This is a genomic window from Vibrio sp. Vb2131, assembly GCF_033338535.1.
In the GTDB taxonomy this organism is placed as follows: Bacteria; Pseudomonadota; Gammaproteobacteria; order Enterobacterales; family Vibrionaceae; genus Vibrio; species Vibrio alginolyticus.
Map to the genome: position 1 here is coordinate 39,349 of NZ_JAWOSW010000009.1, position 21,228 is coordinate 60,576.

The following is a 21,228-nucleotide window of genomic DNA, read 5'->3' on the forward strand; positions in this document are numbered from 1 at the left end:
AAGCGTGACAAGGACCTATCATGGCACTACTTCAAATCGCAGAACCGGGCCAAAGCTCGGCACCTCATGAGCATAAGTTAGCAGCGGGTATCGACTTAGGTACTACCAACTCTTTGGTTGCTTCTGTACGTAGCGGCGATGCAACTCCACTTGCGGACGAGCAGGGCCGTACTATTTTACCTTCAGTCGTTAATTACGCTGAGGAAACGTTAACGGTCGGCCACGAAGCCAAAGCCAAAGCAGAGTTTGAACCAGAGAACACGATTATCTCTGTAAAACGTTTGATCGGTCGTTCATTAAAGGACATTCAGTCCCGTTACTCTTCACTTCCTTATCGTTTTAAAGAGAGTGAAAACGGCCTGCCAATTCTGCAAACACCTCAAGGTGACAAAAACCCGATTGAAGTATCTGCGGACATCCTAAAAGTATTGGGTAAGCGAGCTGAAGATACGTTAGGTGGTGAGTTAGCTGGTGTCGTTATTACCGTTCCTGCTTACTTTGATGACGCGCAACGTGCAGGTACAAAAGATGCGGCGAAATTAGCTGGTCTTCATGTTCTCCGTCTACTTAACGAACCAACCGCTGCGGCAATTGCTTATGGCCTAGACTCAGGTCAAGAAGGTGTGATTGCGGTTTACGATCTAGGTGGCGGTACTTTTGATATCTCTATCCTACGTTTATCGAAAGGCGTATTTGAAGTATTAGCAACAGGTGGCGACTCTGCATTAGGCGGTGACGACTTCGACCATTTATTTGCCGATTATTTAATGGAGCAAGCGGGTCTAGAAGCGCCGCTTTCTGCAGAAAAGAACCGTACACTGTTGAACATTGCTACTGAAGCTAAGATTGCTTTCTCTGAGCAAGACAGTGTTGACGTTGACGTTTTTGGTTGGAAAGGCACCGTGACTCGCGAGCAGTTCGAAGATCTGATTCGTCCGCTAGTGAAGAAAACACTGATGTCTTGTCGTCGCGCATTAAAAGATGCGGATGTCGACGCAGATGAAGTACTCGAGGTCGTCATGGTTGGTGGCTCAACCCGTACATTGCTGGTTCGTGAAATGGTAGGCGAGTTTTTTGGTCGCACACCCCTGACAAGCATTAACCCTGATGAAGTTGTTGCAATCGGCGCGGGTATCCAAGCAGACATTCTCGCGGGTAACAAGCCTGACTCTGAAATGTTGCTTCTTGATGTGATTCCACTGTCGCTCGGTATTGAAACCATGGGTGGTTTGGTCGAGAAGATCATCCCCCGCAACACTACGATTCCCGTTGCGCGTGCGCAAGAATTTACCACATTCAAAGATGGCCAAACGGCGATGAGTGTTCATGTGGTACAAGGTGAACGTGAAATGGTTGATGACTGTCGTTCACTTGCTCGCTTCTCGTTAAAAGGTATTCCTCCGATGGCAGCGGGTGCGGCACATATTCGCGTGACTTACCAAGTTGACGCTGATGGCCTTCTTTCTGTTACGGCAATGGAGAAGAGCACTGGTGTTCAATCAGAGATTCAAGTAAAACCTTCTTACGGCTTAAGTGACAATGAAGTGGCGGATATGTTGCGTGATTCAATGACGCACGCAAAAGAAGACATGCAAGCTCGTGCCTTAGCTGAGCAGCGTGTTGAAGCCGACCGAGTGATAGAAGGTTTGATTGCAGCGATGCAAGCTGATGGTGATGACTTACTATCAGAACAAGAGAAACAAAACTTGATTAAAGCCATCGAAGCCTTGATTGAGCTGCGTAATGGTGATGATGCAGATGCGATAGAGCAAGGCATTAAAGATACCGATAAAGCGAGCCAAGATTTCGCATCACGCCGTATGGATAAATCGATTCGAGCTGCGTTGTCAGGTCAATCAGTAGACGATATATAAGAGATAAGTAGTTATGCCTAAGATTATTGTATTACCACACGACGATTTGTGCCCAGAAGGTGCAGTGTTGGAAGCAAACTCTGGTGACACCGTTCTAGACGTAGCGCTAAAAAACGGTATCGGTATTGAACATGCGTGTGAGAAGTCATGTGCGTGTACTACCTGCCACGTAATCATCCGTGAAGGTTTTGATTCACTCGAAGAAAGTGAAGAACTAGAAGACGACATGCTAGATAAAGCGTGGGGTCTAGAGCCTGAGTCACGCCTAGGGTGTCAGGCGAGAATTGCTGATGAAGACTTGGTGGTAGAAATTCCTAAATACACACTAAACCACGCTTCAGAAGATCACTAAAACTATCTTCCCAATATAGGGAAGAAGCAAAAGGAAGATGAGCAATGAAATGGACAGATTCTCGCGATATCGCGATTGAACTTTGTGACAAGTTTCCAGATGTCGATCCAAAAACAGTGCGTTTTACCGATCTTCATCAATGGATCATGGAGTTAGATGAGTTTGACGATGAGCCAAACCGTTCTAATGAAAAGATTCTAGAAGCCGTTATCATGTGCTGGATGGACGAAGCGGACTAAGTCTGTAAAACACAGCCTAGTTAACAATTCTTACTAAAAAAAGCGGACCTTTAGGTCCGTTTTTTTATCCAATTGACATTTTTGCCCTACATAATGCTAACATCCGTGAGTTATTAAAAAGAAGCAGCGTAGGCAACGCTGCTATAAGACAAGGAGAAACCATGTCTACACAGATGTCTGTATTTTTAAGTCAAGAGTCGGCAGCACCACATTGGGGTGAAAAAGCACTGCTTTCATTCGCTGAAAACGGCGCAACTATTCACTTAGGTGAAGGTCATGATCTCGGCGCAATTCAACGTGCAGCTCGTCAGCTAGATGGCCAAGGAATTCGTTCTATTTTTCTTTCTGGTGATAACTGGGATCTAGAGAGCGTATGGGCTTTCCACCAAGGGTTCCGTAACCCTAAAAAACATGGCTCAGTTGAGTGGGCAGCATTGTCTGATGAAGATCAAGCAGAGCTTCAAGCTCGTATTACTTCGACTGATTTTACCCGCGATATTATCAACAAAACGGCAGAAGAAGTTGCTCCTCGTCAGCTAGCGACAATGGCTGCTGAATTCATCAAATCTGTTGCGCCGAAAGGCACTGTGACAGCACGTATCGTCAAAGACAAAGACTTGTTGGCAGAAGGTTGGGAAGGTATTTACGCAGTAGGCCGTGGTTCTGAGCGTACTTCTGCGATGCTTCAGTTAGACTACAACCCAACTGGTGACGAAAACGCACCTGTATTCGCATGTCTTGTGGGTAAAGGCATCACCTTTGATTCCGGTGGTTACAGCTTGAAGCCTTCTACCTTCATGAGTGCAATGAAAGCAGATATGGGTGGCTCGGGTACTATAACTGGTGGCCTAGGATTAGCTATCTTGCGCGGTTTAAACAAGCGCGTAAAACTGATCTTGTGTTGTGCTGAGAACATGGTTTCTGGCCGTGCCCTTAAGCTTGGCGACATCATCACTTACAAAAACGGCAAAACCGTTGAGATTATGAATACCGACGCGGAAGGTCGCTTGGTGCTTGCAGACGGTCTTATCTACGCCAGTGAGCAAAAGCCTGAGTTAATCATTGACTGCGCGACGCTAACAGGCGCAGCGAAGAATGCGTTAGGTAACGATTACCATGCGCTAATGAGCTTTGATGATGAGCTATCGCATCAAGCGCTTACGGCGGCAAACCAGGAAAAAGAAGGCTTGTGGCCGCTACCACTTGCTGATTTCCATCGAGAAATGCTGCCATCTAATTTTGCCGATTTATCGAATATCAGCTCTGGTGATTATTCTCCGGGTGCAAGTACTGCAGCTGCGTTCTTGTCTTACTTCGTTGAGGACTACAAAAAAGGCTGGTTACATTTCGACTGTGCGGGTACGTATCGTAAAGCCGCTTCTGATAAATGGGCTGCGGGAGCAACGGGTATGGGTGTTCGTACACTTGCTCGTTTCCTCAATGAGCAAGCTGGAAAATAAGATTGATTGCAGCACTCTCTTGTTTGAGTGCTGCTCTTACCCAGTAAGTCACTTTAAAAGCACAACTATTATTACAAGTACAGAAAGGAAATTTTATGGCTCTAGAAAGAACATTTTCAATCATTAAGCCTGATGCTGTAGAGCGAAACCTAATTGGTGAAATCTACAATCGTATTGAAAAGGCTGGCCTACGTATCATCGCTGCCAAAATGGTTCACCTGACAGAAGATCAGGCAAGCGGCTTTTATGCAGAGCATGAAGGTAAAGAGTTTTTCCCTCCTCTAAAAGAGTTCATGACATCTGGTCCTATTATGGTTCAGGTATTGGAAGGCGAAAATGCGATTGCACGTTACCGCGAGCTAATGGGTAAAACCAACCCAGAGGACGCGGCATGTGGCACTTTGCGTGCTGATTACGCACTCAGCATGCGTCACAATTCAGTTCATGGTTCAGATAGCCCTGAGTCTGCCGCTCGTGAAATTGAGTTTTTCTTCCCTGAATCAGAAGTTTTCTCTCGCTAACTCGTTCATGCATCACTTTTGCGTGATGATCTAGTTCGTAATAACCTCGGAATTGTCCGAGGTTTTTTATTCCGCGTTCTCCATTTCACCTGCGAGTTCATTCGTAATTATTCGCGAAGATGTTGGCTAATCTGAGCATCTTACAGGGGTGAAAGCTTAGTTACGTGTGTTTGTTCTCACTGTTTTCTCTGTACCACTTCTACGCTTTTGTTGTCGGTTGTCTAATCATTATTCTCACCGTAAAGTCTGATTAAAATTTAATCGTTTTTATTTTAATGCCTTAGCAAACTCAGGGTCTTACACCCCTTGTTGTAGCTGCATAAAGGCTGTACAATTCGCGCCCTTATTCTTGTTTCAGTCATTGAGAGGCAACATGACCACTGAAAAAATCAATCTACTCGACTTTGATCGCAAAGGCATGCGTCAGTTTTTCGCGGAAGAACTTGGCGAGAAAGCGTTTCGTGCCGATCAGGTTATGAAGTGGATCTACCATTTCGGTGTAGATGACTTCGAAAAAATGACAAACATCAACAAGAAGCTGCGCGAAAAGCTTTTACACAAGTGTGAAATTAAAGCACCAACTGTAGCAGAAGCTCAGCATTCTTCAGACGGCACGATCAAGTGGGCAATGAAGGTTGGTGATCAGGATGTAGAAACGGTTTACATTCCAGAAGATGATCGCGCAACGCTTTGTGTATCTTCTCAAGTAGGTTGTGCATTGGAATGTAAGTTCTGCTCAACAGCACAGCAGGGCTTTAACCGTAACTTGAAAGTTTCAGAGATCATCGGTCAGGTGTGGCGTGCTGCACGTGAAATTGGTCTTGAGAAAGAAACAGGCCGTCGCCCAATTACGAACGTCGTGATGATGGGCATGGGTGAGCCGCTTCTTAATATGAAGAACTTGATTCCTGCATTGGAGTTAATGCTGGATGACCTTGGCTTTGGTTTGTCGAAGCGTCGCGTAACCGTATCAACATCAGGTGTCGTTTCTGGTCTTGATCAGATGACGGGCAAAATCGACGTTGCGTTAGCGATCTCTCTTCATGCGCCAAACGATAAGCTGCGTAGTGAAATCATGCCAATTAACGATCGTTGGGATATTCAAGATTTCCTAGCATCCGTTCGTCGCTACATTGCTTCATCGAATGCAAACCGTGGCAAGGTAACAGTCGAGTACGTGTTGCTTGATCATGTGAACGATGACATGGACCATGCTCGTGAACTGGCTGAATTGATGAAAGACACACCATGTAAGATTAACTTGATTCCGTTTAACCCGTACCCAGGTTCACCTTACAAGAAACCAAGTAACTCACGTATTGATCGCTTCCAAAAAACATTGATGCAATACGAGCACACAGTTACGGTTCGTAAAACGCGCGGTGATGACATTGATGCCGCATGTGGTCAGTTGGTCGGTGATGTAATTGACCGAACTAAACGTACGGCAATGCTGAAAGCGTCACGCGGTGCCGATACCATTGAAGTGAAAGCTGTATAAACGACCGGAATTCAAAAATAGCCAGAGCCATTCGCTCTGGCTATTTTGTTTATTGTTTAGGACATTTTCGCCAAGATTTGGGACTATCACTCTTCAACCTAAGGTTATTTGGGTATAATTTCGAATTCCTTTGTCAAAGTTTGGACAAAAGCTTGAGCTATCTGTTAGTTTGAGTGTAAAGAGTTTTTGTCTTCGTTGCGCATTCGCTTATCATGATATGTAACACTAACGATGACACCGATAATTCTCAGCACTTTCTCACATACGTTTTGCTGATTTTTGCAAAACTGGTATTCGCACTCAGATCGCTGAGAGTTTCTTAAAATTATTATTTTTGGTTAACGCGTTTAGGCTAGCTATCTTTTAAAGAGGCTTAAGAACAATAACGAAAATACATGACCACGTTAGCCACTAAAACAGATTAAATACCGCCATTATGACAGAACACGAAAATACGAATGAAGTGCCACTCTCTATTGAAGCTGGCACATTACTGAAAAACAAACGTGAATCCTTGGGAATGAGCCAAAAGCAAGTTGCCGATCGCCTGAGGCTTCGCATTTCTGTGATTGAAGATATTGAAAGTAACCGATTTGAATCTCAACAAGTCGCGACATTTACGCGTGGTTACTTACGCTCTTACGCTAAATTCGTGGGTCTTGATGAGAAGGTGGTTTTGACGGCGTTAGAGCAGACTGCCGATGCTCAGCCTCAAGAGCAAGAAATTGAAATGCAAAGCTTCTCTCGTAAAACAAAAGACGAGAAGCACAATAGCCGTATTATGCTCCTTACTTGGGTTATCGGGCTGGTCATTATTGGCATTTCAGCGGCATGGTGGTGGCAAAACCAACAAGAGAATAGCCTAACTAAGGAAGTAACGGATTCAAGTGTTGAAGCGCCGCAGCCCACTGCTCAAGAATTAGCTGATATCGATTTGATGACGGCTGAAGAGTTAATCGCAAGCACTCCTGAAGAAGTTGCTTCAACTAATGAAGGCGTTGCTGAATCGACTGAAGCATCCGTTGAGCAAGGGGCGGATCCTTTGCTGACTGAAACTGAAAATACAACAAGCGTAGATTCTGAAGAACCTGTTGCCGTGATTGAAGCGGCGGAAGAGGAACAGCCTGCGCCAGTAGTACCTGAAGGCATGACACTTCTTACTATGAAGTTTAAAGCGGACTGTTGGATTCAAGTAAAAGACACCAATGGTAAAACGCTGGTAAGTGGTACTCATAAGCCAGGACAAGATGTAGAACTTACCGGAAAAGCGCCATTTAAAGTGATATTAGGCGCACCGGAAGGGGTTACAATGACATTTGCAAGTGAACCTGTCGACCTTTCTGGGTATACTTCAGGCAAAGTAGCTAGATTCACTCTACCGTTATAAAAAATTATGCAACACGAATCTCCAATTATTCGTCGTAAATCGACGCGTATCTATGTGGGTGATGTGCCAATTGGTGATGGTGCGCCAATTGCAGTACAGTCAATGACTAACACTCGCACGACTGACGTAGAAGCGACAGTCGCTCAAATCCGAGCACTAGAAAAAGTCGGCGCAGATATCGTTCGAGTTTCTGTACCTACGATGGACGCAGCAGAAGCTTTCAAACTGATTAAACAGCAAGTTTCTGTACCATTAGTGGCTGATATTCATTTCGACTATCGTATCGCGCTGAAAGTTGCGGAGTACGGAGTTGACTGTTTACGTATCAACCCAGGTAACATCGGCAATGAAGAACGCATTCGCGCTGTTGTCGATTGCGCTCGCGATAAAAACATCCCGATCCGTATTGGTGTCAATGGTGGATCTTTGGAAAAAGACCTACAGATGAAATACGGTGAGCCAACGCCAGAAGCCTTGGTTGAATCGGCGATGCGTCACGTAGACCATCTCGATCGTCTTAACTTTGACCAATTTAAAGTTAGCGTGAAAGCTTCAGACGTTTTTCTTGCGGTGGATTCATATCGTCTGCTGGCGAAGAAAATCGATCAGCCTCTTCATTTAGGTATCACAGAGGCGGGTGGTGCTCGAGCTGGCGCTGTTAAGTCATCTGTTGGCTTAGGTATGCTGTTATCTGAAGGGATAGGCGATACGCTGCGTATCTCTTTGGCTGCCGATCCAGTTGAAGAAATCAAAGTCGGTTTTGACATCCTTAAATCTCTGCGCATTCGCTCTCGAGGCATCAACTTTATTGCGTGCCCAAGCTGCTCACGCCAAGAATTCGATGTGATTGGTACGGTGAATGCACTGGAGCAACGTTTAGAAGACATCATCACGCCAATGGATGTGTCTATCATCGGTTGTGTGGTAAACGGCCCTGGTGAAGCAGAAGTTTCTCACTTAGGTCTAGCAGGTAGTAACAAGAAGAGCGCATTCTACGAAGATGGTAAACGCCAGAAAGAGCGCTTTAATAACGATGACCTTGTGAATAAGCTAGAAGCTAAGATCCGTGCGAAAGCAGCTATGATGAATGGCGAAAACCGCATCGAAGTTAAAGTACAAGATTAATCTCAACGAGAATTACGGTAAGTATTGTGGCAAAAACAATTCAAGCAATTCGAGGCATGAACGATTGCCTCCCAACTCAGTCGCCACTGTGGCAAAAATTAGAAAACACAGTGAAAAATGTAATTAGCGCATACGGTTATAACGAAGTGCGCATGCCAATCGTTGAAGAAACAAACCTATTCAGCCGCGCTGTTGGTGAAGAAACAGACGTCGTTTCAAAAGAAATGTACACTTTTGATGACCGTAACGGCGACAGCCTAACACTTCGCCCAGAAGGTACGGCGGGTTGTGTACGTTCATGTATCCAAAACAGCCTGATCAACCGTGATGAACAGCGTCTGTGGTACATGGGGCCTATGTTCCGCCATGAACGTCCGCAGAAAGGTCGTTACCGTCAATTCCACCAGTGTGGTGTTGAGGTGTTTGGTCTAAATGGTCCAGATGTTGATGCAGAGCTTATCATGATGACGGCGCGTCTATGGCGTGAGCTAGGTATCAATGAGCATGTCCGTCTTGAGCTGAACTCTATCGGTTCTCAAGAAGACCGCGCAGACTACCGTACTGCACTGGTTGCATTCCTTGAGCAACATATTGATGTGCTAGATGAAGATTGTAAGCGTCGCATGCACACGAACCCATTGCGTGTTCTGGATACGAAGAACCCAGACGTTCAAGCTATTTTAGGTGATGCGCCTCGCCTTTCAGATTACTTGGGTGAAGAATCTAAAGCACACTTCGCAGGTCTATGTGAACTTTTAGACGCCGCAGGTATCAAATACACAGTTAACGAACGTCTAGTTCGTGGTCTGGATTACTACAATCGCACGGTATTTGAGTGGATCACTGAGAGCCTAGGTGCTCAAGGCACTGTATGTGGCGGTGGTCGTTACGATGGCCTTGTAGAGCAATTAGGTGGTAAACCAACACCAGCGGTTGGCTTTGCAATGGGCCTAGAGCGTCTAGTACTGATGCTAGAAACGTTGGAACTGACCGACGTTCGTCGCAGTGTTGACGTGTACGTAGTCACAGCGGGTGAAGGCACCATGATGGCAGGAATGAAGCTAGCAGAACAGCTTCGCGAGTCTGTTCCAGGCGTTCGTGTGATGAATCACTTCGGTGGCGGTAACTTCAAGAAACAGTTTAAACGCGCAGACAAAGTTGGTGCTGTTGTAGCATTGGTTCTGGGCGAAAACGAAGTTGCGGATAATACCGTAGTACTGAAAGACTTAGCTGGTGGTGAGCAAGAGACTTACAACCAAGCAGAAGTTGCAGAAAAGATCGCAGCACTGATTTAAGTCTTTTAGTAATCTAACAAAATTACATCCTAGTTCGTAAGCTAAGGCTCCCAAATGTGGAGCCTTTAAACGAAATAGGAACAATGGCAGCTAAGCTGCCATTTACATGTTTTAAGAGGACAGGAAGTGGAACTTTACGATACTGAAGAACAACAAGTTGAAGCCATTAAAGACTGGTGGAAGGAAAACGGCAAAGCCGTCATCATCGGTGCGGTTGTTGGTTTAGGTGGTCTATTCGGCTGGCGTTACTACCAGGATTCTGTGATTCAGGCGAGTGAAGCAGCTTCTCAAAGCTACACGACAGCAATGAATGCTTTGCAAGACAAAGGCACTGATGCTCAAGCTGACGTGAAAGCTTTCATTGAGTCAAATGAAGTAAAAGAATATTCAGTATTGGCTGCGCTACAACTTGCTAAAGCACAAGTTGAAGCTCAAGACCTTTCTGCTGCATTGGAGCAACTGAAGTGGGCGCAAAGCAACACTCAAGATGCTGCGTTGTTACCATTGATTAGTTACCGCATTGCGCGTATTGAGACGGAAATGGGTAACTTCGACGCTGCAACGGCAGAGCTAAGTAACGTCACTGATACAGCATGGACAGGTCGTATTGCTGAACTTCGTGGCGATATTGCGATTCGCCAAGGTGACAAAGATGCTGCGTACGCTGCGTATACTGAAGCTCAGCAAGCGGCAGATGCAAGCCCGACACTACAAATGAAATTGGACGATCTGGCGAAATAAGGACCGCATTGGATGAAAAGAGTCTTTAAGAAAGCCTTGCTAGGGGCGTTAACAATGGGAGTACTTGCCGGTTGTGCAGGTGAGAAAGACACCATTGTAATGGCGCCACTACCTCAGGTAGACAGTCAGTTTACAACCAGTAGTGAGTGGAGCACATCGGTTGGCGATGGTGTTGGTCATTACTTTTCAAAACTATCCCCTGTATTTGCGAATGATACATTGTTCGTGGCAAGTCGTGATGGCTTAGTAAAAGCGCTGGATCCTGAAAACGGTAAACAACGTTGGCAAACGGACCTAGAAGAAGATGTCATTGCTCGTCTCTCTGGTGGTATCACAGCGGCATACGGAAACCTTTACATTGGCTCTGAGAATGGTGAAGTCATCTCTCTTGACCAAGAAACAGGTGAAATTGTTTGGCGTGTAAAAGTTGGTGGTGAGGTACTGGCGAAGCCAGTTGCAGATTCAGGCCTTATTATCATCAATACTAGCCGAGGCATGCTGATTGCCCTTAATGAGAGTACAGGTGAGCAACGCTGGGCATTGAGCACAGAAGTGCCGAACTTAACTTTACGTGGCGACAGTACTCCGACTGCAATTGGCGGCGGTGTATTTTGGGGAACGGCAAATGGCCGACTCGCAGCTGCTATCGTTGAGCGTGGTCAGTTGATTTGGCAACAGCCTGTTGGTACGCCAAAAGGCGCGACAGAAATTGATCGTTTGGTTGACGTTGATTCATCGCCAATTGTGCTAGGCGGTACTCTTTTCACCATTGGATACAATGGTCAACTTATCGCCATTGACTTGCGTTCAGCGAACCCGATTTGGAAGCGTAATTACTCATCTGCGACAGACATTTCTACAGATGGTAGTCGCATCTTTGTGATAACGGAAAAAGATCATGTTGTTGCCGTTGATTCACGAAGCGGGACTGAGTTGTGGGAAAACAGCTTGCTTGAGCACCGACAACTTACAGCGCCAGTTATTGTTGGCAATTATCTCGTTGTCGGTGACACGCTTGGTTACCTTCACTGGATGGATCGTTCAACGGGCGAATTTGTTGCGCAGCAGTTTGTCGATGATAGTGGCTTGGCAGTTGGCCCGACGTTATTGTCGGATGGTTATGTGATTACAACTCGCAACGGCGATGTAAAGAAACTAACCATTAACGAATAATATCGTGATATAATTCACATTCGGCTCCTGGCTGGTGACAGCTAGGAGCCGTTTTGTTGTTTGAATTTATTAACCCTGACGTGGTTATAGGTAAAAAGCTGGTTTGATTTGGCATCGAGCAAGTCGTTACCTATAACTACAGAAGAAAGATTATTGTAGAGGTTGTTATGGTACCTGTTGTAGCTCTAGTAGGGCGTCCGAACGTAGGTAAATCTACACTATTTAACCGATTGACTCGCACTCGTGACGCGTTGGTTGCGGACTTTCCAGGCCTAACGCGAGACCGTAAATATGGCCAGGCGAGACTTGGTGAAGAGCACGAATTCATTGTGATTGATACTGGTGGTATCGATGGCACAGAAGAAGGCGTGGAAACAAAGATGGCAGAACAGTCATTAGCCGCGATTGATGAGGCTGATGTTGTATTGTTCCTTGTTGACGGTCGTGCTGGTCTGACACCTTCAGATGAAGCAATTGCTGCGCATCTGCGTAAAATTGAAAAGCCAGCGATGCTGGTAGTAAACAAAATCGATGGTATTGATGCCGATGCGGCGTGTGCTGATTTTTGGCAGCTCGGCGTGGATGATATGTACCAGATTGCGGCTGCTCATGGCCGTGGTGTGACCGCTTTGCTTGAGCGTGCTTTATCTCCATTCTTTGATGATCTACTAACAAGTGAATCTGAAGAAGGTGAGATTGAAGACCTGACTGGATTCGAAGACGAAGAGCCTCTTGTTGAAGATTACACTGAAGAAGACGCAGAAGCTGAATTCAAACGCCTTCAAGAGCAGCCGATTAAGTTGGCGATCATCGGTCGTCCTAACGTAGGCAAATCGACACTGACTAACCGTATTCTGGGTGAAGAACGTGTGGTTGTATACGATATGCCTGGTACAACGCGCGATTCTATCTACATCCCGATGGAGCGTGATGGACGCGAATACGTACTAATTGACACCGCAGGTGTTCGTCGTCGTGGTCGTATCAATGAAACGGTTGAAAAGTTCTCTGTTGTTAAGACGCTGAAAGCGGTAGAAGATGCAAACGTCGTTCTACTGGTGATTGATGCTCGTGAAAATATTTCAGACCAAGACCTAAGCTTGCTTGGTTTTGCACTGAATGCTGGCCGCTCAATTGTCATCGCCGTTAACAAGTGGGATGGTCTAGACAGTGACGTGAAAGAAAGCGTGAAGAAAGAACTGGACCGCCGTCTAGGATTCGTCGACTTCGCGCGTATCCACTTTATCTCTGCGCTGCACGGTACTGGCGTTGGTCACTTGTTTGAATCTATCCAAGAAGCATATAACTCGGCGACAACGCGTGTGGGTACGTCAGTACTGACGCGTATCATGAAGATGGCTGTGGATGATCACCAACCGCCAATGGTTCGTGGTCGTCGTATCAAACTCAAATACGCACACGCAGGTGGTTACAACCCACCGATCGTTGTTATCCACGGTAACATGGTTCGTGAATTGCCAGATTCGTATAAACGTTATCTGATGAACTACTTCCGTAAGTCTCTGGAAATTATGGGAACACCGATTCGCATTAACTTCCACAACAGTGATAACCCATACGAGAACCGTACGAATAAGCTTACGCTATCACAAGAGCGTAAACGTAAGCGTATGATGTCGATGGTGAAAAACCGCAATAAATAATGAAATTCGAATACCCAAGTTTCTACTTGGGTATTTTTTTATCAAAAGTAATCGTAAAAATGACTATCACAGCAACAAAGACTCGTTTTTGTCATCAAACATGGCAATTAGAAGCACAAATACAGCTCGTTCAATATACGGAAGAAGTGACTTACGTTATTACAGATGTCACGCCGTTCCATCCCGTTAGTCACATATGGCCGGATCACCCTGCAGACAAAGGAACGTTGAAGGTGAATAGGGCTGAGCATTACGTAGTAGATTGCCAAGTTGGGGCAGTGGAGCAGGAAAGTGGTGCTCTGTATGTGGGTAGTGACATCCCTGTAAAGCGTGATGCTGAAGGTTGGGTGTTTGTCGTCGTGCATGTTTTATCACGTACGGAATCACTTGTTACTGATGATTTGGTGACATTGGCGGTAGATAAGGATTACCAACGCGCTTTGAGTCGAGGCCACACTGCAGGACACTTAGCGTATTTGGCGTTGAATAAAGTACTAGCGGAAGACTATTGGCGAAAAGACGCAGACCGCAAAGACCCACATGGTTATTATGACTTTAATAGCTATGCACAAGTTACGAGTTATGTTACTCCAGACAAGTGCCTCGATACGTACCGTTTAGGCAAAACACTCCGTAAAAGAGGATTAAACAGTGCAGATATGCTGAATGACCTCCAGGCGATTGCAAAAAAAGTGAATAGCCAACTTGTGGAATGGCTTCGACGAGATGCGATGATCACCATGGAATGCCACGGTGACAGATTAACGGATTCTCGCTATTGGAAGTGCGATTTAGGGGAAGGTCAATTAGCGGTAATCCCTTGTGGTGGAACGCATGCGAGCCATTTAAATGAGTTTGCTTTTATCCAAGTTAAACTCGTTAAGCTCGACGCTCAAACTATCGAAATGCACACCAATGTAAACACTGCTTTTTGAATAAGATCTTTTTATTAAATTCTGATTTTTCGTTTAATTAAATCTCTTTAAGGTTTTTTATTCTGTCTTAAATTGGAATGCAGAATATGTAACTTATGCTTTCGGTGTGTGGTTATATAAATATTCTTTTAAGGGGTGATCGCTGATCAAGGAGTAAATATCAGACGATCAGTATAAGATCCTACGTATCAAGTATGGTTAACGCCTCGTGAAACTTGTTGGGGCGGTGATGAAGATCAACATACTTGTTCGTTATTTTGAGTAGCATGCGTTACTCGAAATTGCTTAGTTTAGAGAGAGGAACGGGATATGCAGCAGAACATTTGCCCGACTTGCAATGTCGAACTGGAATGGACAGGACAATACCATTGTGCACAGTGTGAATCGGATTTTAAAAAAGTAGGTTTTTGCCCTGATTGTGAGGCGGAGCTGGAGAAGCTGCAAGCATGCGGTGCTGCGAGTTACTTTTGTAATGTGTGTAATGAACTCAAATCAAAATCACGTGTCCGATTTGAGTTCCAGAAAATCAGTTAACCAGAGTTTGTATTCAGTTAACGGTAGAGCGAACGTCGCCTTCGGCTAATCGAGTAATCAATACATCTCCCGATTTTACATCTGAAGATTGAGTAATCACTTTACCTTGCTCAGTTTGAGTAATTGAGTAACCTCGTTTCAATGTCGCTAGTGGGCTGACGGTGTCTAACTTCTCTGCAGCAATCGCGAGTTGATGGCGCATAGTCAGTAATTTGCGATCCATTGCATCCATGAGCTTTTGCTCAACACGTTCTAGCTTCGACTTCTGCTCGGCAAGGCGTGTTACAGGAGAATTTAATTGCAGCCGATAATGTTGACGCTCGATTCGCTGTTGACGCAAGGCAATAAAACGACTCATCGCTCGCTGTAAGCGCATGTCCAACTCATCTAACTGTTGCGTCTGACGTTGCAAGCGATAGCTTGGGTGCTGTCTCTCTAGACGGTGCACTAATTGAGCAGATTGCTGCTTTTGTTGTGCTAGGTAGTAACGCATCGCGCTCGCTAACTTATGCTGGCGGGTAACTAAAGCTTGATCTTTGTGGCTGTTATCACGGCTTACTAGCTCAGCGGCTGCTGATGGAGTAGGCGCGCGTACGTCGGCGACAAAATCAGCTATTGTCACGTCAACTTCATGTCCAACGGCGCTAATAATAGGAATTTGGCTTGCTGCAATCGTGCGAGCTAATATCTCGTTGTTAAAGCACCATAAGTCTTCTAATGAACCACCACCTCGGCCCACAATTAGTACATCACATTCATCACGGCTGTTAGCGCGACCAATGGCTTGTGCAATTTGAATGGCTGCGTCCTCACCTTGTACCACTGTCGGATAAATCACAACAGGTAGGGAAGGATCACGACGTTTCAATACGTCTAAGATATCGTAAAGCGCGGCACCAGTTTTCGATGTGATGACGCCAACACGTTTAGGGTGCTCAGGCAAAGATTGCTTATTGATTTGCGCGAACAACCCTTCTGCTGCAAGCTTCATTTTCAGCTCTTCAAACTCTTGTTGAAGACGGCCATCACCTTCCGGTTGCATGCTTTCGATGATCAATTGGTAGTCACCGCGAGGCTCATAAAGAGACAGACGAGCTTTTACTAGGACTTGATTACCGTTAGCGGGTTTGAAAGTAACGCGGCGATTGTTACCACGAAACATGGCACATTTAACTTGAGCGCGAGAGTCTTTAAGAGTGAGGTACCAGTGACCAGAGACAGGAGCTGAAAAGTTGGATATCTCTCCGACGAGCCAAACGATCCCCATTTCGTTTTCAAGGAGTAAACGAACTTCCGCGTTGAGACGAGAAACAGTAAAGATGTTTTGATTGGTCTTGGAGAGCACAGCTAATCTCTTAGACGTGAGTATGGAAATTAGCGGCAATATAATACATAGCAAGGGGGTAATTGCAAGAAAAAAATTAAAAAAATTGTGGTCAAGCGATTGCGTTAACCGTATAATCCCTCCGCAATATCTAATCCAAATGTAGCTAGTTGCTAACGCAGGTTACCCTCATTATGCGAAACGATGAGATTGGATTGTTCTTTTTACTCCTCTAATTGTGAGATATTGCAAATGCTTAGAATTGCCAAAGAAGCGCTGACATTCGATGACGTACTACTTGTGCCAGCACACTCCACCGTTCTCCCAAACACAGCTGATCTTCGCACTCAGCTAACTAAGAACATCACCCTAAACATCCCAATGATTTCAGCGTCTATGGACACTGTTACTGAAGCTCGTCTAGCAATTGCGCTAGCGCAAGAGGGTGGCATTGGCTTTATCCACAAGAACATGTCTATTGAGCAGCAGGCAGCCGAAGTTCGTAAAGTTAAGAAGTTCGAAGCTGGTATGGTAACTGACGCGGTTACTGTAAACCCTGACGCGACCATCGCTGATGTTGTTGCACTCACTGAAAAGCATGGTTTTGCAGGTTTCCCTGTTGTCACTGAGAGCAATGAGCTTGTTGGTATTATCACTGGTCGTGACGTTCGTTTTGTGACGGACCTTTCTAAGAAAGTATCTTCAGTAATGACGCCAAAAGAGAAGTTGGCAGCAGTTAAAGAAGGTGCAACACGAGAAGAAGTGCAAGAGAAAATGCACGAAGCTCGTGTAGAGAAAGTATTGGTTGTGAATGATGAGTTCCAACTAACCGGTATGATTACTGCGAAAGACTTCCACAAAGCAGAACGTAAACCAAACGCATGTAAAGATGAGCGTGGTCGCCTACGTGTTGGCGCAGCCGTTGGTGCTGGCGCTGGTAACGAAGAGCGTGTTGCTGCTCTAGTTGAAGCAGGCGTTGACATTCTACTTATCGACTCTTCACACGGACATTCTGAAGGTGTACTAAACCGCATCCGCGAAACTCGCGCTGCTTACCCAGATCTAGACATCATCGGTGGTAACGTAGCAACAGGTGCTGGTGCTAAAGCACTAATCGAAGCTGGCGTAAGCGCAGTGAAAGTTGGTATCGGCCCTGGTTCTATCTGTACAACTCGTATTGTAACGGGTGTGGGAGTTCCACAAATCACTGCAATCGCAGATGCGGCAGAAGTGGCTAATGATTATGGTATTCCGGTTATTGCTGATGGTGGTATCCGTTTCTCAGGTGATATCTGTAAAGCAATCGTAGCTGGCGCATCATGTGTGATGGTTGGTTCTATGTTTGCTGGTACTGAAGAAGCGCCGGGTGAAGTGATTCTATACAATGGCCGTTCTTACAAGTCTTACCGCGGCATGGGTTCTCTTGGTGCTATGTCTCAAGGTTCTTCTGACCGTTACTTCCAGTCTGACAACGCAGCGGACAAGCTAGTACCAGAAGGCATTGAAGGTCGTATCGCATACAAAGGCCGTCTAAAAGAGATCGTACACCAACAAATGGGTGGTCTACGTTCAAGCATGGGTCTAACTGGTTCTGCAACTATCGAAGATATGCGTACGAAAGCTGAATTTGTACGTATCTCTGGTGCAGGTATGCAAGAGTCTCATGTACACGATGTTCAAATTACTAAGGAAGCGCCGAACTACCGTCTAGGGAACTAATTACCTAACGGAAACGTTTGCTTTTTCCTTGAAGCATTAAGAAGAGGCGAGTACACTCGCCTCGGTTTTAATCACTTAGCCTTAAAAAGACTGCTCAAAATGACTAAAAATATCCATGACCAACGTATTCTGATCTTGGACTTCGGTTCTCAGTACACTCAATTAGTAGCACGCCGCGTACGTGAAATCGGCGTTTACTGTGAACTATGGAGCTGGGATGTAGAAGAAGCGGATATTCGCGAATTCAACCCAGATGGCATTATCCTATCTGGCGGTCCAGAAAGCGTAACGGAAGAGAACTCTCCACGCGCGCCTCAATATGTGTTTGATTCCGGTGTTCCTTTGCTTGGCGTATGTTACGGCATGCAAACCATGGCGGAACAGTTAGGAGGCAAAGTAGCGGGCTCTAACGAACGTGAGTTTGGCTACGCTCAGGTTAAAGTTTCTGGTGAATGTGCTCTATTTAAAGACCTTGAAGCAACTCAAGACGTTTGGATGAGCCATGGCGACAAAGTAGTAGAGATCCCAGCCGATTTCGTAAAAGTTGGTGAGACAGACACTTGTCCTTACGCTGCGATGGCGAACGAAGAGAAGAAATACTACGGTGTTCAGTTCCACCCAGAAGTGACACACACAAAAGGTGGCCTACAAATGCTTGAGAACTTTGTTCTTGGCGTATGTGGCTGTGAGCGTCTATGGACTTCGGAATCTATCATCGAAGACGCGGTTGCTCGCGTTAAAGAGCAAGTGGGTGACGACGAAGTTATCCTAGGTCTATCTGGTGGTGTTGATTCATCGGTAGTTGCGATGCTGGTTCACCGCGCAATCGGCGACAAGCTAACGTGTGTATTTGTTGATAACGGTCTACTTCGTCTAAACGAAGGTCAACAAGTAATGGATATGTTCGGCGACCAATTTGGTTTGAACATCATCAAGGTTGACGCTGAAGAACGCTTCCTAAAAGCACTTGAAGGCAAGTCTGACCCAGAAGAGAAGCGTAAGACTATCGGTCACGTATTCGTAGATGTATTCGATGAAGAGTCTAAGAAGCTGAAAAACGCGAAATGGCTAGCTCAAGGTACGATTTATCCTGATGTAATCGAGTCAGCTGCATCTAAGACTGGTAAAGCGCACGTGATCAAATCGCACCACAACGTGGGCGGTCTTCCAGATGACATGGAAATGGGTCTTGTTGAGCCACTACGTGAGTTGTTCAAAGATGAAGTTCGTAAGATTGGTCTAGAATTAGGCCTGCCTTACAACATGCTTTACCGCCACCCATTCCCGGGTCCTGGTCTAGGTGTTCGTGTTCTTGGTGAAATCAAGAAAGAGTACTGTGATTTGCTACGTCGTGCTGATGCTATCTTTATTGAAGAGCTTCACGCAGCTGATCTATACAACAAAGTATCTCAAGCGTTCACGGTATTCCTACCAGTACGTTCTGTTGGTGTAATGGGCGATGGCCGTAAGTACGATTGGGTTGTGTCTCTACGTGCGGTAGAAACTATCGACTTCATGACTGCTCATTGGGCACACCTACCATACGACTTCCTAGGTAAGGTTTCTAACCGTATTATCAACGAAGTTGATGGCATTTCTCGTGTTGTTTACGATATTTCAGGTAAGCCACCAGCGACTATCGAGTGGGAATAATTTTCCTCTAGACAGTTGAGTTTATAAGAACCAGCCTTCGGGCTGGTTTTTTTGTACTTCAAGTTTGTGAAGAGGTGGCTCAACTTTTTTGTGAGAGATATATACATGCGGTTAAATTAAATATATATTCATTTTAATTGTTTAATTATCATAAATGGTATTGCTATGGAACAGGCTGACGTTACCTCTCTCATTCCCATCCTTATTACTCTTTTCCTCGCGCTGACCACAAGAAATGTCGTTGTTGGTTTATTCGCGGGTGTGGTGAGTGGTGTCGCTATGCTCGAAGGGACATTTGTCGAAAAAGGGCCACTAGACTCGTTTAGTGCATTGATGAAAAGCTATCTACTGCCGCAATTAACTGACAGCTACAATGCGGGCGTCATTTTGCTCTTGGTCTTTATTGGTGGCTTTGTTGCCTTGATGGAGAAATCTGGCGGTGGTGTGGCGTTTGCTAAAAAGGTCACTCAATGGGTGGCGAGTAAGTGCCAAGCTCAACTGTCCGCATGGTTCGGTGGTGTGGTTATTTTCTTCTCTGACCTTGGTACACCGTTGATTGTTGGTCCTGTTTTTCGCCCTTTATTTGATAAGTTAAAAGTATCACGCCAAAAATTAGCTTTTATTATCGACTCTACTTCCTCTCCCGTCGCAATCTTGATCCCTTTTATCGGATGGGGCGTTTACATCATGGGATTGATTCAAAAAGAGTTTACTGCCCTGAATGTCAGTATGAGTGATTGGGATGCTTTCATTGGCGCGATCCCGTATCAGTTTTACGCCTTTCTTGCGATCGCGATTGTGCCGATTGTCTCTTTCTTCAAATTAGACTTCGGACCGATGGCGAAGGCTGAACAACTAGCAGAGCAGGGCTCCGACTTTGGGAAAGTGCAGGAGTCCATGAATGTGTTTACGCATAAAAATGCAAAATCCAGTTTTGTATGGGCACCTTTGCTCGTTATGCTGGTGGTTCTATGTACCATTCTGGTGCCACACGGTTTTCCATTTCAAAAAGTAGCAGGCTCAACGTTCAGGGCTGCACTTTCTTCGGCATATTTCTTCGCAGCCTTTACTTTGATTGCGCTGATGGCGTTTTATGGCGTAAGAAAGCTTTCGGATGGTATTCAGGTTTATCTGAAAGGGATGTCAAACATGATGTCAGTGGCGGTGATTCTGGTCTTGGCTTGGGCGCTTAGCTCGGTTGGGAAAGAATTAGGTGCAGCTGCATACATTGCTGAACAAGCTCAAGCCGGTTTCCCTTACTGGTTATTGCCAGCGGTTGCGTTTTTACTGGCCGGTATTATCTCGTTCGCTACGGGATCATCTTGGGGGACGTTTGCCATCATGATGCCATTAGTGATCCCAACTGCCGTCGCGATTGATGCACCACTGTTGGTTTGTATTGGTGCGGTATTATCTGGTGGCTTGTTTGGCGATCACTGTTCTCCCATCTCTGAAACTACGATTTTGTCGTCGACAGGAGCGGGGTGTGAACAGTATGAGCACTTCCGTACACAATTGCCTTACGCATTACTCAATGGAATGATCGCATTGGGGTGTTTTCTTTTAGCTGGAATCAACGCCTCACCAGTGATTGTGCTTGCCGCAATTATTTCTCAGTGTGTGGTTTATTTTGTGCTGTCTAAACAAAAGTCAACCGCGAAGCTAGAGGTGGTTTCGGCAGAACAATAAAGAGAGAAACATCACAAAGCGGAGGCTCACAGGGTCTCCGCT

18 protein-coding genes are annotated in these 21,228 nt (G+C 45.5%); 17 read left to right on the plus strand and 1 reads right to left on the minus strand.

The window, feature by feature from the left end:
* Window positions 1-20 precede the first annotated feature (20 nt).
* The 14 genes from hscA to R7E38_RS11650 all read left to right on the plus strand — a co-directional run bounded on the left by hscA (window position 21) and on the right by R7E38_RS11650 (window position 14,801).
* Window positions 21-1,874, plus strand: a complete 1,854-nt coding sequence (hscA, locus tag R7E38_RS11585) for a Fe-S protein assembly chaperone HscA (protein WP_017820567.1) — start codon at window positions 21-23, stop codon at window positions 1,872-1,874.
* 13 nt (window positions 1,875-1,887) lie between these two features.
* Window positions 1,888-2,226: an ISC system 2Fe-2S type ferredoxin gene (gene fdx / locus R7E38_RS11590; protein ID WP_005381713.1), complete on the plus strand. Its 339-nt coding sequence runs from the start codon at window positions 1,888-1,890 to the stop codon at window positions 2,224-2,226.
* Between the two features lie 44 nt (window positions 2,227-2,270).
* The gene (gene iscX / locus R7E38_RS11595; RefSeq protein ID WP_005381711.1) at window positions 2,271-2,465 is read left to right on the plus strand and encodes a Fe-S cluster assembly protein IscX; all 195 of its coding nucleotides are present in this window, start codon (window positions 2,271-2,273) and stop codon (window positions 2,463-2,465) included.
* 161 nt (window positions 2,466-2,626) lie between these two features.
* The gene (pepB, locus tag R7E38_RS11600; RefSeq protein ID WP_005381709.1) at window positions 2,627-3,925 is read left to right on the plus strand and encodes an aminopeptidase PepB; all 1,299 of its coding nucleotides are present in this window, start codon (window positions 2,627-2,629) and stop codon (window positions 3,923-3,925) included.
* A gap of 95 nt (window positions 3,926-4,020) precedes the next feature.
* Complete coding sequence (gene ndk, locus R7E38_RS11605) at window positions 4,021-4,446, plus strand: nucleoside-diphosphate kinase (protein WP_005381702.1); 426 nt, start codon at window positions 4,021-4,023, stop codon at window positions 4,444-4,446.
* A 373-nt stretch (window positions 4,447-4,819) separates the two neighbouring features.
* Window positions 4,820-5,947, plus strand: coding sequence for a bifunctional tRNA (adenosine(37)-C2)-methyltransferase TrmG/ribosomal RNA large subunit methyltransferase RlmN (locus tag R7E38_RS11610; protein ID WP_017633913.1), 1,128 nt, complete (start codon window positions 4,820-4,822; stop codon window positions 5,945-5,947).
* Between the two features lie 436 nt (window positions 5,948-6,383).
* Window positions 6,384-7,334 (plus strand): cytoskeleton protein RodZ, encoded by a 951-nt coding sequence (gene rodZ / locus R7E38_RS11615; RefSeq protein ID WP_226083911.1) that lies wholly within the window; start codon window positions 6,384-6,386, stop codon window positions 7,332-7,334.
* 6 nt (window positions 7,335-7,340) lie between these two features.
* Window positions 7,341-8,459, plus strand: a complete 1,119-nt coding sequence (gene ispG / locus R7E38_RS11620; protein ID WP_005383709.1) for a flavodoxin-dependent (E)-4-hydroxy-3-methylbut-2-enyl-diphosphate synthase — start codon at window positions 7,341-7,343, stop codon at window positions 8,457-8,459.
* Window positions 8,460-8,485: 26 nt separating this feature from the next.
* Window positions 8,486-9,754 carry a histidine--tRNA ligase gene (hisS, locus tag R7E38_RS11625; protein ID WP_005381698.1) on the plus strand — a complete coding sequence of 423 codons (1,269 nt, stop codon included), beginning with the start codon at window positions 8,486-8,488 and terminating at the stop codon, window positions 9,752-9,754.
* 126 nt (window positions 9,755-9,880) lie between these two features.
* Window positions 9,881-10,495, plus strand: a complete 615-nt coding sequence (locus tag R7E38_RS11630; protein ID WP_005381697.1) for a YfgM family protein — start codon at window positions 9,881-9,883, stop codon at window positions 10,493-10,495.
* 12 nt (window positions 10,496-10,507) lie between these two features.
* Entirely contained in the window at window positions 10,508-11,668 is a 1,161-nt protein-coding gene (gene bamB, locus R7E38_RS11635) for an outer membrane protein assembly factor BamB (protein WP_005381696.1), read from the plus strand.
* Between the two features lie 167 nt (window positions 11,669-11,835).
* Window positions 11,836-13,332, plus strand: a complete 1,497-nt coding sequence (gene der, locus R7E38_RS11640; protein WP_017820569.1) for a ribosome biogenesis GTPase Der — start codon at window positions 11,836-11,838, stop codon at window positions 13,330-13,332.
* Window positions 13,332-14,267, plus strand: coding sequence for an alanyl-tRNA editing protein (locus R7E38_RS11645; protein ID WP_318081792.1), 936 nt, complete (start codon window positions 13,332-13,334; stop codon window positions 14,265-14,267). The genes der and R7E38_RS11645 overlap by 1 nt, the downstream gene beginning before the upstream one ends.
* 309 nt (window positions 14,268-14,576) lie before the next feature.
* Window positions 14,577-14,801: a zinc ribbon domain-containing protein gene (locus R7E38_RS11650; RefSeq protein WP_012842112.1), complete on the plus strand. Its 225-nt coding sequence runs from the start codon at window positions 14,577-14,579 to the stop codon at window positions 14,799-14,801.
* A 13-nt stretch (window positions 14,802-14,814) separates the two neighbouring features.
* On the opposite strand, the gene xseA is transcribed toward R7E38_RS11650, so the two are convergent.
* On the minus strand, window positions 14,815-16,146 hold the full coding sequence (gene xseA / locus R7E38_RS11655) for an exodeoxyribonuclease VII large subunit (protein WP_017633909.1): 1,332 nt from the start codon (window positions 16,144-16,146) through the stop codon (window positions 14,815-14,817).
* Between the two features lie 231 nt (window positions 16,147-16,377).
* Between xseA and guaB the strand changes: the two genes are divergently transcribed.
* The 3 genes from guaB to R7E38_RS11670 all read left to right on the plus strand — a co-directional run bounded on the left by guaB (window position 16,378) and on the right by R7E38_RS11670 (window position 21,186).
* On the plus strand, window positions 16,378-17,844 hold the full coding sequence (gene guaB, locus R7E38_RS11660; RefSeq protein WP_017633908.1) for an IMP dehydrogenase: 1,467 nt from the start codon (window positions 16,378-16,380) through the stop codon (window positions 17,842-17,844).
* A gap of 99 nt (window positions 17,845-17,943) precedes the next feature.
* Window positions 17,944-19,497, plus strand: a complete 1,554-nt coding sequence (gene guaA / locus R7E38_RS11665) for a glutamine-hydrolyzing GMP synthase (RefSeq protein ID WP_226083913.1) — start codon at window positions 17,944-17,946, stop codon at window positions 19,495-19,497.
* Window positions 19,498-19,662: 165 nt separating this feature from the next.
* Window positions 19,663-21,186: a Na+/H+ antiporter NhaC family protein gene (locus tag R7E38_RS11670; protein ID WP_005381684.1), complete on the plus strand. Its 1,524-nt coding sequence runs from the start codon at window positions 19,663-19,665 to the stop codon at window positions 21,184-21,186.
* Window positions 21,187-21,228: the final 42 nt, after the last annotated feature.